The sequence below is a fragment of the Paenibacillus sp. 79R4 genome (genome assembly GCF_013393165.1).
In the GTDB taxonomy this organism is placed as follows: domain Bacteria; phylum Bacillota; class Bacilli; order Paenibacillales; family Paenibacillaceae; genus Fontibacillus.
This window is the reverse complement of record NZ_QJOT01000008.1, coordinates 293,926-307,806: the sequence shown is the minus strand read 5'-3', so window position 1 is coordinate 307,806 and position 13,881 is coordinate 293,926. Positions and strand designations below refer to the sequence as shown.

Annotated in this window: 7 protein-coding genes; 1 reads left to right on the top strand and 6 read right to left on the bottom strand. The window is 51.1% G+C overall.

The genetic code is table 11. The features are described from left to right. Positions 1-145 precede the first annotated feature (145 nt). The 4 genes from DMN77_RS13970 to DMN77_RS13955 all read right to left on the bottom strand — a co-directional run bounded on the left by DMN77_RS13970 (position 146) and on the right by DMN77_RS13955 (position 9,268). Positions 146-6,553, bottom strand: coding sequence for an S-layer homology domain-containing protein (locus DMN77_RS13970; RefSeq protein ID WP_179015472.1), 6,408 nt, complete (start codon positions 6,551-6,553; stop codon positions 146-148). Positions 6,554-6,873: 320 nt separating this feature from the next. Then, complete coding sequence (locus tag DMN77_RS13965; RefSeq protein WP_068782433.1) at positions 6,874-7,641, bottom strand: prolipoprotein diacylglyceryl transferase; 768 nt, start codon at positions 7,639-7,641, stop codon at positions 6,874-6,876. A gap of 1 nt (position 7,642) precedes the next feature. After that, positions 7,643-8,257 carry a TetR/AcrR family transcriptional regulator gene (locus tag DMN77_RS13960; protein ID WP_068782434.1) on the bottom strand — a complete coding sequence of 205 codons (615 nt, stop codon included), beginning with the start codon at positions 8,255-8,257 and terminating at the stop codon, positions 7,643-7,645. Positions 8,258-8,458: 201 nt separating this feature from the next. Continuing rightward, a complete protein-coding gene (locus DMN77_RS13955; RefSeq protein WP_068782435.1) occupies positions 8,459-9,268 on the bottom strand; it encodes a histidinol-phosphatase in 810 nt (269 codons plus the stop codon). Positions 9,269-9,708: 440 nt separating this feature from the next. Between DMN77_RS13955 and DMN77_RS13950 the strand changes: the two genes are divergently transcribed. Then, positions 9,709-10,155: a hypothetical protein gene (locus DMN77_RS13950; RefSeq protein ID WP_068782436.1), complete on the top strand. Its 447-nt coding sequence runs from the start codon at positions 9,709-9,711 to the stop codon at positions 10,153-10,155. Positions 10,156-10,342: 187 nt separating this feature from the next. Here DMN77_RS13950 and DMN77_RS13945 read toward each other — a convergent pair whose 3' ends face one another. Both DMN77_RS13945 and DMN77_RS13940 read right to left on the bottom strand, forming a co-directional pair. Then, the gene (locus DMN77_RS13945) at positions 10,343-12,088 is read right to left on the bottom strand and encodes an ABC transporter ATP-binding protein (RefSeq protein WP_179015471.1); all 1,746 of its coding nucleotides are present in this window, start codon (positions 12,086-12,088) and stop codon (positions 10,343-10,345) included. Then, the gene (locus DMN77_RS13940; RefSeq protein ID WP_179015470.1) at positions 12,085-13,842 is read right to left on the bottom strand and encodes an ABC transporter ATP-binding protein; all 1,758 of its coding nucleotides are present in this window, start codon (positions 13,840-13,842) and stop codon (positions 12,085-12,087) included. The genes DMN77_RS13945 and DMN77_RS13940 overlap by 4 nt, the downstream gene beginning before the upstream one ends. Positions 13,843-13,881 lie beyond the last annotated feature (39 nt).

Sequence of the window (13,881 nt, the reverse complement as noted above, 5' to 3'; positions counted from 1 at the left end):
CTAAGCGAAAATAGACCGCTTAACTCCTTGTTTTTTTACGAATATCTTCCTATTTCTTTGAAGAGGGTGTTCTAAGGTTTACTTTTGGGACACCCTCTTTGTTAACCTCCATCCCTCAACTCTGCACGTTCACCCATTCCATTTCCTAAGGATTGAGCAGCTTTACTGCTGCAAGCAGTCGGGACAGGATGGCCGCCGCTTCCGCTCTTGTCGTGCGGCTGGCGGGAGCAAATTTATCTTGGCTTTGCCCCTGCATAATACCTGCCTGGAGCATTAGCTCCGCTTCTGCCTGGGACCATGGATGAAGCTGTGGACCGTCGGCATAACCCGACACCAGATCCGTGCCCTCCCCGGCAGCCAGGAACGCTTCCGTGCCCGTTCCCTGCTTCACCCCGTTCTGCAGTAACCGCAGCGCCCGCGCGCCCATTACGGACATTTCCTCTCTGGTAATTTGCGCATTCGGACGGAAGCTGTGATCGGCATAGCCTTGCACCAATCCGTAATGAACAGCCGCAGCAACGGCATCTCCATACCATGCATCGGACTTCACATCGTTATACGAAGCATCTCCACTGCTGCTACCCTGAAGATCAAGCGCTCTAACGAGCATCGCGGCAAATTCAGCCCGGCTGACAGGCTGCCGCGGTGCAAACAGATCCCCACCGACCCCGTTCAGGATCTGTCTTGCTGCCAGCTTCTCAATGGCCATCTGAGCCCAGTGGCCTTCGATATCCGCAAAAGCTGCCGGATGCTGAGCAGCAACAAAGATTCCGTTCGCTGCACTCTTCACCATGACAGTAGTCGTTCCATCGGCGTTATTCTCCAGCCACGCCGGCACATAGCTTAGCTTGCCGGTTGCCGGATCATACAGCAGAACGACCGTAGTTGATGGATCAAGCTCGCGGTCTACAATCCATTGGCGCAAAACATAGTTAGCTCCGTCATAACGCTCGATCTGGACTGTCTTGGCTCCTTCAGAGACTTGAACCCTGAATTCCATAGCATTTCCCACCAGCTCCATGCCTTGCTGTTTTGCCTTATCATTGAATCCTGCCTGCTTCTGAGAGGAAATTTGAATCGACACAACCGCTTGCTTCTGATCCACAACACCTGCCTGCTCGATTACTTGATCGGTCAGACTAAGCGGGAAGCGGTATACCGATCCTCCTTCTCCCCTGGCCTCGATTACCGCCTCCGGATGTTCAGCCGCAGCTGCCGCTAATACGGCCGCTGTCAGATTCACCCTGCCTTCAGCATCGGTCTTCAGCTCAATCGCCGTTTTACCTTGGCGCAAAGCTTCCTGCAAGATAGAGTCAGACAAGGAACCCGCAGACTGGCCAGTACCAGTTCCTCCACTTAACCCGCCAGTGCTACCTGTACCTGGATGCTCTCCTCCCCCGGGACCTGGATTCCCGGGTTCTTCCGGATCGACCGAAGGCTTCTTTCCGGAAGCAAAGCCCTCGTTAATCTCCTTAAAGCTGAAGGCAGACGATGGATTGGACACCATCTTCATCCGATCTCCACGAATAATCACATTGTCGACGGTTGCAGAACCTTTAAGCACTGACGTAACATCAACCCCGTTGGTTCCCGTTCCATCGATGACGATATTTCTCAGCAGGACAGCCTCTACCGTAAAATCGCCATGGGCAATCAGTCCGGCATACGTGCTGTCTTTTACTACATTATCCTGAACTACAATCTTGCCCTTCATATCGCTCTCCCCGGCAAATAACCAGAGCGCTCCCAGACTCACGCCATATCCGGTATCATAGCTGCCGGTCCGGATTAGCGTATTCCGCTCCACGACCGTCGTTCCGACAAAAGGCTCGGCGTTAAAGCGAGTGGATACCGCAATCCCCGCACCATTCGCTACCGTATCCTTGACGATATTATCCTGGATCTTATTGTCCCTGCCGCCAAATACAACGATGTTGTCCGCAAGCCAAGGCAAGGCCACCGTATTGAAGCGGGCCGTATTGTTCACACTAGGGGTTCTCTCCGAGCCGTTCATATCCGTCAGCTTGCTGTCAGTAAATGACCACATCGCAATGCCGTCATCGCCCGGATAGCGGATATCGCTCTGCTCCATCATACTGTTTGTCGTTCCTACAGCGAAGTTGATGCCGTCGGCCATCAGATTGCGAATTCTGAGCCCCATCATGTACAGCTCGTTGGTCCGTGCCTTCTCCCCGATTGGCTGCGTGAGCCAAAGGCCGGCCTTGGTATGCTCAATCCACACCTGCTGAAGGATCGAACCCGGGCCAAATGCTCCATGAAAAGCATTGGTGAACGCTTCATCATCCCGCTCATTCACGCCGCCGTCGATCAGCAGGTCATAGACTTCTACCGTTCCTCCATGTCCATAGAACTTGGCTCCGTTCAATGTCGTGTACCACATCCCCGCACCGCGAATTACCGCTGCATCCAAATCCAGCAGTTGATCGCCGAAGTCAAAGCTGCCTGCCGGGAACCATACGCCGGTTCCCCGGTCTCTGGCTGCGGACAAAGCCTCTTTCAAGGCCATCGTATCGTCCTGCCCATCGTTCGGAACCGCCCCAAAATCAATGACCGATACGAAGCCTTCCGGCATCTCATAAGCGGGTGCCACCTGCTCCACGTCAACCAGATCAATGGCATAAAAGTCGGCTTGATCCCCCGCATCCTTTTGCAGTCGGATCACTGTTCCTTGCGGCACATCGCCAATCAGCGCATGGATCTCATCGAAGAAGCGATGCCCACTGCCTTGACGAGGGTCGTTCGACCAAGGATAGCTTCCGTACTCCCAGGCATATTTTGAGGTCAGCTTAAGCGACTGCTTGAATTGCCCGTTTACATACAGCGACAAGGTCTGCTCATCGCCCGCTCCATCTATACTATCCGGAATCGAATAGCGAACAACAAGCGAATTGGCCGCTTCAGCTAAGGCAAATTCCACATAATCTCCTGTCTGCTTCAACTGGATTGCCTGACGTCCCGATGCTTCCGAAGCTATATTACGGTACTTCCGCGAAGGCCCAAGCAGAACACCGTTCGTCTTCATATCCTCCGCTTCATAGTTTACATAAGGCACCGTTGCTCCGCGATACGCTTTATTCACGCTATTTTTGACGGTTAAACTGTCAATTTGCACGGCCGATAGGTCCCCATTTGCACCGCTCAGCGATACCGTATTCATACCGGCGCGCAAATTCAGCTTTACTTCCACAGTGCTTAAGCCGCCCGAAGGTTTAAATGCTGCTGACTGCTCCTCCAGTCCGTTCACTTTTACACTCAATAACTGCTCGGTGCCGGAGTCATTTTTATAGCGAATTAGACCCTTGTATTCCCCTTGCTCCTGCGCATGAACCGCAAAGCGGATCACCTTGTCTGTCCTAAAGGCATCCCCCGCCGCATAGGCGATATCCGCAGCTACAGGAGTAAAGCTCCAAAGAGCCGATTCCGAAGTTGCTGCTGCTGTTCCATAGAAGATACCGTCCATGTTGTATTGCAGCAGACCGCTTGCATCCACGGCATTGGACAAAGTGCGATAGCCCAATGGTTCATTTAATATCCACTGCGCGCCCAACGGCTTCATAGACGTCGATACGGATAGCTTCAAGCTTTTATCCAGTGACAAATAGTGACCCGTAGACGTATTCTTGATCAGATGCCGTCCGTTAAAATCCTGCAAAATCCATCTCGAAGCTGCATGCGCTTCATCTCCGCTAACCAGCTGAATCGTTCCGCTCTGTTCTGCAAGCACCTTGCCGCCAGCCCCTTGCGGCGCTATCGCTATGACATTCGTATCATCCTGTACAGGTGTGGCAGTATTCAGGTTGCGTTCTTCGTCCATATTAGGCGTACTGAACTGCGACGGCGCTGACTCCAGCTCCCACTGCACCGATGCCGAGGAGTCCGGGTACAGGCCTCGTTCCGCATACCCCGTATTGTTCTGAACATGAATGAATTCATCATTGTAATCGCCATATTGGCTGCGAATCAGAACCTGATCCCCGCCTGCGACGCGATTTATCGCCCACATTGAAGCGGTGCTGTCCCCGCCAGACAGTTCCTTGCTCTCGACGAAATTATAATTCTCATTCAGCATTAGATAATGTCCTGTAGCCCGGTTCTGAACGCGCTGCCGTCCATCCGCCGATGGCTCAATCACCCAATGCGAATAACCATTATCTGCGGCCGGATCACCATATAATACAACCCCGGAGCGATTTTCGTATAAATAGGCATGATTCAATGCACTCTTGATCCGTACAGGTCCATCTGGCAGAGGTTTCTCGGCGATTTGCGCAGGCTCGGCCATAAATATGGATTCCGCGCGATCCGCCGCTCCTTCCGCTCTGCTTACTTTAAAGACAGGTTTACCTTGCTCGTTCAGCGTGGCGTATAGATAGTGTCCTGTCCAAGCGCTTCTGATATTTACTTCATCCTGATCCCGCTGCTCTATTTTCCATTTGATGCTGCCCCAGGTATCGTAAACTTCAGACCTGGCCTCTACGGTCAGCGCCGGCTCATCCTCACTCTCCACTTGTGCATCCGCTAAATTCTGAATAGACAGATAACGTCCGCTGCCCATATTCTTCATCATTACCGGGCCATCCGCGCCATTCTTCTCATCCAGGAACCAGATAGAATATTCATCATCCGCTGGGCCGTAAGTCACCTCGGTCACCGAATCCGCTGTCCGCTCATCCTGCAAATATTGGCCCTCGGTTCCCGGAATGCGAAAGCGATACAGCTGTTGGTGCTTCTCACCTACAGGGAGGAACTTCCACTGCGGGCTGCCCCAGTTCGGATTAATGACGCTGTACTCGGCATATTTACTCAGATTCTGGATAGTTATGAACTTCGTAAAAGGCTCGCCAGGCACTTTATCCGTAACATTGCTGAGTAGATACGTGCCTCCGCCGATATTTTTGCCGCTCCAGATATAGGTCTCATCGACGTTAGACAAATCGCTTAGCGGCGTCGCCTGGATATGCCCGTCAGGCATGTCGGCAATATTCATGTAATGGCCGGTCTCCCGGTTCTTCAGCAGCTTGCGGCCATCATGCTTGACCACGAGCCATTGATCGCGCTGATCGTCCGTGCGCATATTGCCGTATTTTATCGTGCCATCCGCATTCTCATATATGTAAAATGGCTGCCAGACATTCTGAATGCGAATATATTGATCCGATCCGTCCAGAACCAGCGCTGGGTCCACAAGCTCCCATTGCGAGCCAAGACCGTCCGCGTCTGTTGTCACCGTCGCGCTGCCGCCTGATCCGGTGGAAATATACAGCTCAGGCCGTCCGACATTTCGAATCGTATTGTAATCGTCATAGCTGTCAGAGGCTGTGAACGACCACTCATAGGTTGCGTTAGTCACACTGGCCTCTCCACTCGACAGCTGGTCCCCGGCGATATTTAAATAATGATTGCTGGCCGCATTGCGGATTCGCTTGCTCAGATCGTAATCCTCTATGATCCATAAATAACGCGAGTCCGAGCCTGAAGCCGGATCTATCGCACCATAGCGTACTTCTCCTCCGTCTTCATACAGGAAATCTGCCGGGGCCGGGGCATCGGTATATGCCGCGATTCGAACAGCAGGCAGGTCCGATGCCGGAACAACTTTCCACAAAGCATTAAACCCATCAGGCCCTCCGGCCCAATCGTTCGAGCGCACGTTGTTATCGTCCGGAAATTGTGGGTTCATCCAATTCCCCGGCAGCCCTGCATTCTCAAACGCAATATAACCGGGCTGATTAACCGCATCTTCCTGCTTCCACCGGCTGAGCTCAGGCTGCGCCGGATCCTCATCTATGGCAAATATCCCTGCCCAGGTTGTCTCATTCTGAGTCATGAAATGCCCGGTGGCCCGATTGCGAATCGTGATCTGGTTCCCGCTGCTGCTCTCAATATACCAATGCGACATCAGATCGTCAGCCGGCCTTGCGCCATGCTTAACTAGCCCGTCTTCCTCATAGATGACACTACCGGGATGCATATAGCTCTCAATCCGGACCGGACTGCCCTCCACCGCAATGAAAGCCCACTGTGGACTCTCAAATGTAATATTGATATCCGAGCTCGCCTCTGCAAAGTCCAGCTGATCCTCCTCATGGATCACGAGATTGCCCTCCGGTACCGTTGCACTGCGGATAACCATATACCCCGCCCGGTTCGACCTGTCGATAATCCATGTCTCCGCGTGCGAGTTTGCTGTCTCGTTCGTCGTCAGCGCTTGATAGCGCTGTGTCGTCCTGGCCACGGTGATGTAATGACCTGTCTTGACATTCTTAATCCGCGACTGTCCTTGATCCGTATCTACGACCCACTGTGCCGATTCGTCGGCTGGATTCGTCATACCGTATCTGACCGTACCGTCTGATGCTTCGTATAAATAATTGCTCTTCCATTTGTTCTTGATCAGGACTTTGCCGGAGGGTATCTCCGCAGCCCCGCTTCCTTCCGCCGCGGCCTTTGCCTGATCGGCAAACGTCGGAAAAGCCGAAACTATCAGCAGCAAAGACATCAGCGCAGCCAAGATCGGCTTGAATTGTCTCATTGCAGCAACCCCCTTTATTTAAATTGGGACTTCCTCCTCATCATAAAATAACAGCGCTTACAATCTGATGTGTGTTTGTATTGGAAAAAGGTGTATTTTTACGCAACTGCCCTGGCACCCTTGCTTAATAGAAAAATCCAGCTGGCATTCATTATGGTATGGGTTAGAAATCCGGGGTCTGCCTGAAGACTCTCGATCAGCCAAAAGTGAGATTTGTGGAAAATCCGTAGGAAGATCACCCATTTTTAAGAGCGGCGAGAAGAAGCTTCCAAAATGATGTAATCAGAATACAAACACAGCAAAGCCGCTGTTATCACTGCCTATCGCAGTGAGATAGCGGCCTTATATTGCCTTGCTATGAACATCCCGCATCCGATCAGGAACAGGAAAATGGCTATAAATTGCGAGGTCGATAGCATACCGACGCTTCCACGTATAATATCCCCTCTGAAAAATTCAAGTATAAACCGGCCTCCGCTATATAAGATTAAATAGAGCGCTGCTACCTGGCCTTCGGCTTTTTTTCTCTTCGCATAGACAATCAATGCCGCAAACAGAAGGAAATCCAAGCCGCTTGAAATTAACTGTGTGGGGATCAGCGGTACGCCACCCGGGGCAAGCGAGGAGGTTGGAAACATCACTCCAAACGCACTATCGGTCTCCCTGCCATAACAGCAGCCTGCCATAAAGCAGCCAATGCGTCCGAAGCCTTGGGCTAGCGCTACAGAAGGAATAATCAGGTCAAAATACTTCAGGAACCCTATCTGCTTCTTCCGGCAATAGATATATCCGGCTAATACGCCGCCTATAATCCCTCCGTATACCACAAAGCCGTCTGTGATCGTCAGCAGCAAGAGACTAGGATTTTGCAAGATATTCCCAATCTGAGTGAACCAAAATAAAACCTTGGCGCCGATGGCCCCACCTACCAGAACCCAAACAGTTAGCGAATCCATAGGACTGCTATCAATATTAAGCCGCCTGGCTCGCTTCATCATAACCATGTAAGCAGCGAGGACACCAATGGCGATCATCACCCCGTATCCATGAATCGTAAAAGGGCCTATCGAAAATAAATCATTGTGCACACTATTCCTCCTCTGCAAAATTAAACATACCTTCATCAGCATCCAGCATCGCCGCTATTCTTTGGGAGACCTCGGCAAAAATATGCAGGGCATTGTCATTACTGCCGATGCGGCTTCTCTCTTCATTCAGCAATCCAAAAGTTCCATAGACTATAAAGATAGCAGAGCTATGGCTGTCGTCTGTCTTTATCAATCTCTGCTCGATGCCCTCGTCCAAATAACGCCTCACCGGATCGATCGCACCGCTCAGCATTTTACCGGACAATACACGGAACACCTCAACATCATGCCAGGTCCCTCGTACCTTGTCACGGCCGTTCATTAATCCCATCCAATGGATGAGAACCCGCTTGTAGCGCTCAGGATAGGGAATCCTCTTATCCTGCAAAATCTCGGAAATGCCGGACACGAACAAGTCGGTATACTTGACCATGGCGGCTTCAAATATTTCTTCCTTCGAAGCAAAGTGGTGATAGAACATGCCAAACGAACCGTTAGCCTGTGTGTAAATATCTTTGACCGAAGTATTGATATAGCCCTTCTCCATAAACAGCTTGATTGCAATATCCAGCAATTCTTCTTTTCTCTCTTCCGGCTTCTTAACAACCCTGGCCATAGAACACTCCCCTAACAGAGTCTGACTCTGTTAATATTGTGCCTTACAGAGCAAAACTCTGTCAAGTGTAAAACCGTAACTCCTATAGCAATGTTGTTCTATTCTAAAACGGGCGTGCTGGCCTAACAGCTTTATAAGAAGAAACGCCGCCTCTTATAACGCCAGGCGACGCTTCGAAGATATGGTGTCCGAAAGTAATTCTTAGGAATGAATATCCAAGTAATAAGGCCTGCGCTGTCTGAAAATAACCCATCGTTTATAACCAATATGCTCTAGTGTCTGGCGAACCTCTTCCCACTCATCTCCGACCCGCAGCGGGTCATGCGCATCTGAGCCAAAGGTAACATCTACACCATAATGGCAGGCCTGCTCGATGATATTAATTGAAGGATACCAGTCCTGCGCGCTTTTTCGGAATCCACCCGTATTCACTTCCAGCACGGTTCCTCTCTCAGCCATCGTCTTGAGCAACGCAGGGATATAGGGGGCATACAGTTCTCCGAACGATGGATTCCCTCGATGAACCCGGTCCAAATGCCCGATTATGTTCACCCCATCACTCTGTACGGCAAGCTGCATCAGCTCTATGAATCTGCTGAATTCCGCCATTTGCTCTTCCTCAGAAGCCCGGCTCCAATCCAGTCCCTGAAGAATAAGGGCCGGAGAGGTGAAATGGATCGAGCCAATCACATAATCCAATGGAAAGCCGCTGTATACCTGGTTGTATAATCCTATATGCTCCTTAAAAATATCCGATTCGACTCCTATTAACAGCTCGATCCGGTCCCTGTATTTCTCTTTTAACCGTACAGCCTCTTCCACATAGCGAGCAAATTCGCTCTTGGCCATAGCCAAGCCAGGAAAGGGATGATCCTTATCCGCAAAAAAATACGGAGAATGATCGGTAATACCAAGCACCTGTATCCCTTTAGAGATAGCGCTTTCGATATACTGCTCGATGGTCCCCGTAGCATGTCCGCAGCGCTCGTGATGCGTATGTAAATCAAACATAGCTCCTCCTCCATTCTTCTTGGTTTATCCACTCAAAATCAAAGCAACTATAGGCGCACGAGCTATATAAGCCCGAACTCCAGAATAATTCAGCAGGTTGCCGGACGCGCTTTTTTCGTGCAACCGATTGCACTACTATTATATAAAACATTCTATCGCATTGAAATGAATTTTCAAGCAAAAAGCCGCTCCCTATCTTGCGGAAGCAGCTGCTTAAAAATGAGTATGAATCTATATTATTGTATTCATTCCCCGCGGTACTGCGCGAATTGATCGTCCACCCCATTGGGAACATCATGAAACACAGGCTTCAAGCGTTACGAACTCTTTCTCTTTTTCAAAAAGCTTTTCGGTTCCACAAGTATGCAACATCATGGCCGGTTCATTCGTCATCTGGAATAAGAATATCCAGCAGCCCGATGCGGAGGGAGGAAAACACTATGAGAGGATTCATTATGAGACGACGATACCGGACACTGGCTGTCTGCATGCTCACGATTATGGTTGCGGGGTTCGTATTAACGGCTTGCTCCGTGTCTGGAGCCGGGGCCGGTGAGGATCAAGTGCAGGTAAGCTCCACTCACAATCCCACGGGTGAGGAGGTGCTCAAGCTCAATCCTGAAGCTGATATCTTCATGTTCGGGGATTTGATCTATATCCAAGCCGATCCATCAAGCTGGGTTCAGGAATTAAAGTATGAGGATCAAAGTAAGGTCGGGGAAATTACAGCTGTATACAATAAGCAAGACAGCTTCATTAATGGCATGTCTACGAAGCTGCCTGTCAAAACTGAGATTTACGCTCCTTCACCCCGCCAAGGAGGAGAAGTTCTTATCATTGAGCTGGACGGTAAGCAGTACCGCTATTTGGCACTTATCGAAGGGTAAAGGGCGCATAAGCTCTTTAAAATCGCGTGTGAACACAGCAAAGCCGTTGTTCCACTGCTCTAGCGGCATGATGACAGTGGAACATCAGGTACTCTTACTCCATCGGATAGAGGCCTTAGACAAAAATCCCCCTTCCGGCTGGTACATCAGGCGTTCACCAGCGGGAAGGGGGATTACGATTATCCTGCTACCCGTTCACAGCCGCGAACTGGCTGTTGTACAGATTGGCGTAGTACCCGCCGCGTTCCAGCAGCTGCTCATGACTGCCGCTCTCGACTACATCCCCGTCCTTCATGTAGAGGATCATATCGGCCTCGCGGATCGTCGACAGACGATGGGCGATCACGAAGCTCGTTCTTCCTTCCATCATCTTCAGAAACGCCGCCTGGATCCGGATCTCCGTCAGCGTATCGATGCTGCTCGTCGCTTCATCGAGAATCAGCATCGGCGGATCAACCAGCATAACCCGAGCGATCGTCAGGAGCTGCTTCTGCCCCTGGGACAGGCTGTCGCCGGAGCCGCTGATCACCGTATCATAGCCCTGCGGCAGCCGCTTGATAAAGCTGTGGGCGTTAGCCGCCTTAGCGGCAGCGATGACCTCCTCCTGGCTGGCATTCGGCTTCCCGTAAGCAATATTATCGCGAATCGTCCCGCCGAACAGCCAGGTATCCTGCAGCACCATCCCGAAAGTGTGGCGCAAGCTGTCTCGGGTCATATCGTTAATATTCAGGCCGTCTATTGCGATCTCGCCGGCATCAACATCATAGAAACGCATTAACAAATTCACCAGCGTCGTCTTGCCAGCACCGGTCTGTCCCACGATTGCAACCCGCGTACCCGGTTCAACAACGAGATTCAAATCGGTAATCAGCGGCCGATCAGGCTGATAGGCGAACTTCACATGACGGAACGCAATCGTCCCCTGCTTCGCCGGGATATGAACAGCATCGGCAGCATCCGGTGATTCCTCCGCTTCATCAAGCACCTGGAAGATACGCTGCGCAGAAGCGGTAGCGGATTGCAGCTGCGTAATGACGCCGGTAATCTCGTTAAACGGCTTAGCGAACAGATTGGCATAGATCAGGAAGCTGGACAGTCCCCCGATCGATATCCTGGACATGATGACCATAATACTCCCGATTAAGGCGATGATGGAGAAGGTCACATTGTTTACCAAACGGGTAGATGGGTTCGACAGAGAACTGACGAATTGCGATTTTACACCTGTATGGTACAATTCATCATTTCGCGCTGTAAACTCCGCAAAAGAGTGATCTTCATAACGGAAGGCCTGGACCACCTTCTGCCCGCCGATCATCTCCTCGACATAGCCGTTCAGCCCGCCCAATATGCGGGCCTGATCACGAAATAGCTGCTGGGAGCGCATCGTAATGAACCGTGCAACGAAGAAGGTCGCTGGTGCCGATAGCAGCACGACGAGGGTCATAAGCGAATTCGTATACAGCATGAGCGCGATCGCCCCGATGATGGTAACAACGCCGGTTAATAGTGTGGAGAAGCCTTGCAGCAATCCGTCCGATATGGCATCCATATCGTTGACGAACCGGCTGATGCTATCCCCTTGCGGATGATTATCATGATATTTCAGCGGCAAAACGTTCAGCCTGTCGAACATCTCGCTGCGCAGATCATTTACCGTTTGATAAGCAAGCCGGTTCGTAAGATAGGTCAGCAGCCAGCCAAATAGGCTTCCGATGAGGTACACCAGACCCAGCTGCGTCAGCAGTCTGAATATGTCCGCGAACTCAACAGCCCCCTTGCCGACCATATGGTCGATTGTAATCCCGATCATATACGGGCCGATCAAGCTGGACGCTACGCTGATAATCGCACTAATGAAGGCCCAGATGGCATAGCTCTTATATTTTCCCGTATAAGTCAGCAGTCTTCCCCATGTTTGCTTCATGTTCATTGTTGTCCTGCCTCCTCATTAGAGAACTGTGAGCGGCAAATCTCCTGATAGACACTGCAATCTCGCTTCAGTTCAGCATCGGTGCCAATGCCGGCGATCCGCCCGTCTTCGATGACGATGATCTTATCCGCCTGCTGTACGGTGCTAACCCGCTGCGAGACGAGGAATACCGTCATTCCCTGACTGTTCTCCCGGATCGACCTTCTTAACGCCGCATCTGTGGCAAAATCGAGCGCACTCGAAGAATCATCCAGGATGAGAATATCGGGATTGGCGACAATTGCCCGGGCAATCGTTAAGCGCTGCTTCTGCCCGCCTGACAGATTAAGCCCGCCTCTGGACACCGGAGTATTGTAGCCTTCCGGCATTTTCGAGATAAATTCATCGGCCTGTGCAATGACCGCTGCTCGCTTAACCTCTTCATCTACAGCTAATTCGTTGCCCCAGCGGATGTTGTCAGCAATCGTTCCTGTGAAGAGCAGCGCCTTCTGCGGAACGATCCCGATCTTGCCGCGCAGCTCATGCAGGCTGTAATCCTTTACGTCGACCCCATTAACTAGGATTCGCCCGGAGGTAACGTCATAAAATCTCGGAATCAGGTTCACAAATGTAGATTTGCCTGAACCCGTCCCCCCGATAATCCCCACGGTCTCGCCGCGTCTTATCTCCAGCGATATATCTGTGAGAGCCGGATCCCCCGTTGCGCTATAACCGAAGATAACATGATCAAACACAACGGCAGGGCTATCCTTCTCCACTTCTATTTTTGCGGCAGCCTGTTTGCGCTCTTCAGGCGCAGGGTCAGCAATGGAAGGAACGCTGTCCAGCACCTCATTGATCCGGGCCGCCGAGGAAGCTGCCTTGGTGAATAAAATAATCAGGTTTGATACGACGATCAAAGCAAGCAAAATTTGCGTGACATAGTTAATAAAGGCGATAATCTCGCCGGAAGATAATGTTCCCGCATTGATGTGGATACCGCCGATCCATAGAATAGCGATAATCGCCCCGTTGACAACCACCGTTGTTACCGGACTAAGCAGCGCAGACACACGCCCTACCCGGATCGCAGTGGCCGTAATATCGTCGGAGGCCTCGCGGAATCTCGCCTTTTCGGCCTGTCTTTTTGCAAACGCACGGATGACGCGAACCCCGGTCAGATTCTCGCTCAATACTAGGGCGATTCTGTCCAGCTTCTTCTGGTATAACCGATACATCGGTGCGGTCTTGGTAATAATCAAATAGAGAAGAATTGCAAACACAGGGGTTGCTGCAAGCAGTACAAGCGACAGTCTAAAATCAAGCAGCATCGACATGATGATGGCCCCAATGCAGATGAACGGAGCGCGAATCACAAGCCGAATCAGCATCGCTACCGCGATTTGCAGCTGATTGACATCATTGGTGATACGGTTGATCAGTGATGGTGTCCCAAAGCGGTCAATCTCAGCATAAGACAGCGTTGATACATGCCGGAACAGCGTATTACGCAGCGTTGTCCCGAAGCCCTGTGATGCCCGGGCCGCATAATATTGACAGATCAGCGAGCTGCCAAAGCCGAGGATCGACATCACAACCATTAAGCCGCCCATCTTCCATACATAAGCGATATCATTTCTGCCAATCCCATGGTTCACAATCAGAGCCACAATCGTCGGCAGAAGCAGCTCGAGAATTGCCTCCACCAGTTTAAAGAAGGGCCCTAAAATGCTTTCCTTCTTATAAGGTTTTAAATATGCAGCGAGTCTAAACAAAGTACCATCCCCATCATGACTGTTATAAAGGCCGCTTGG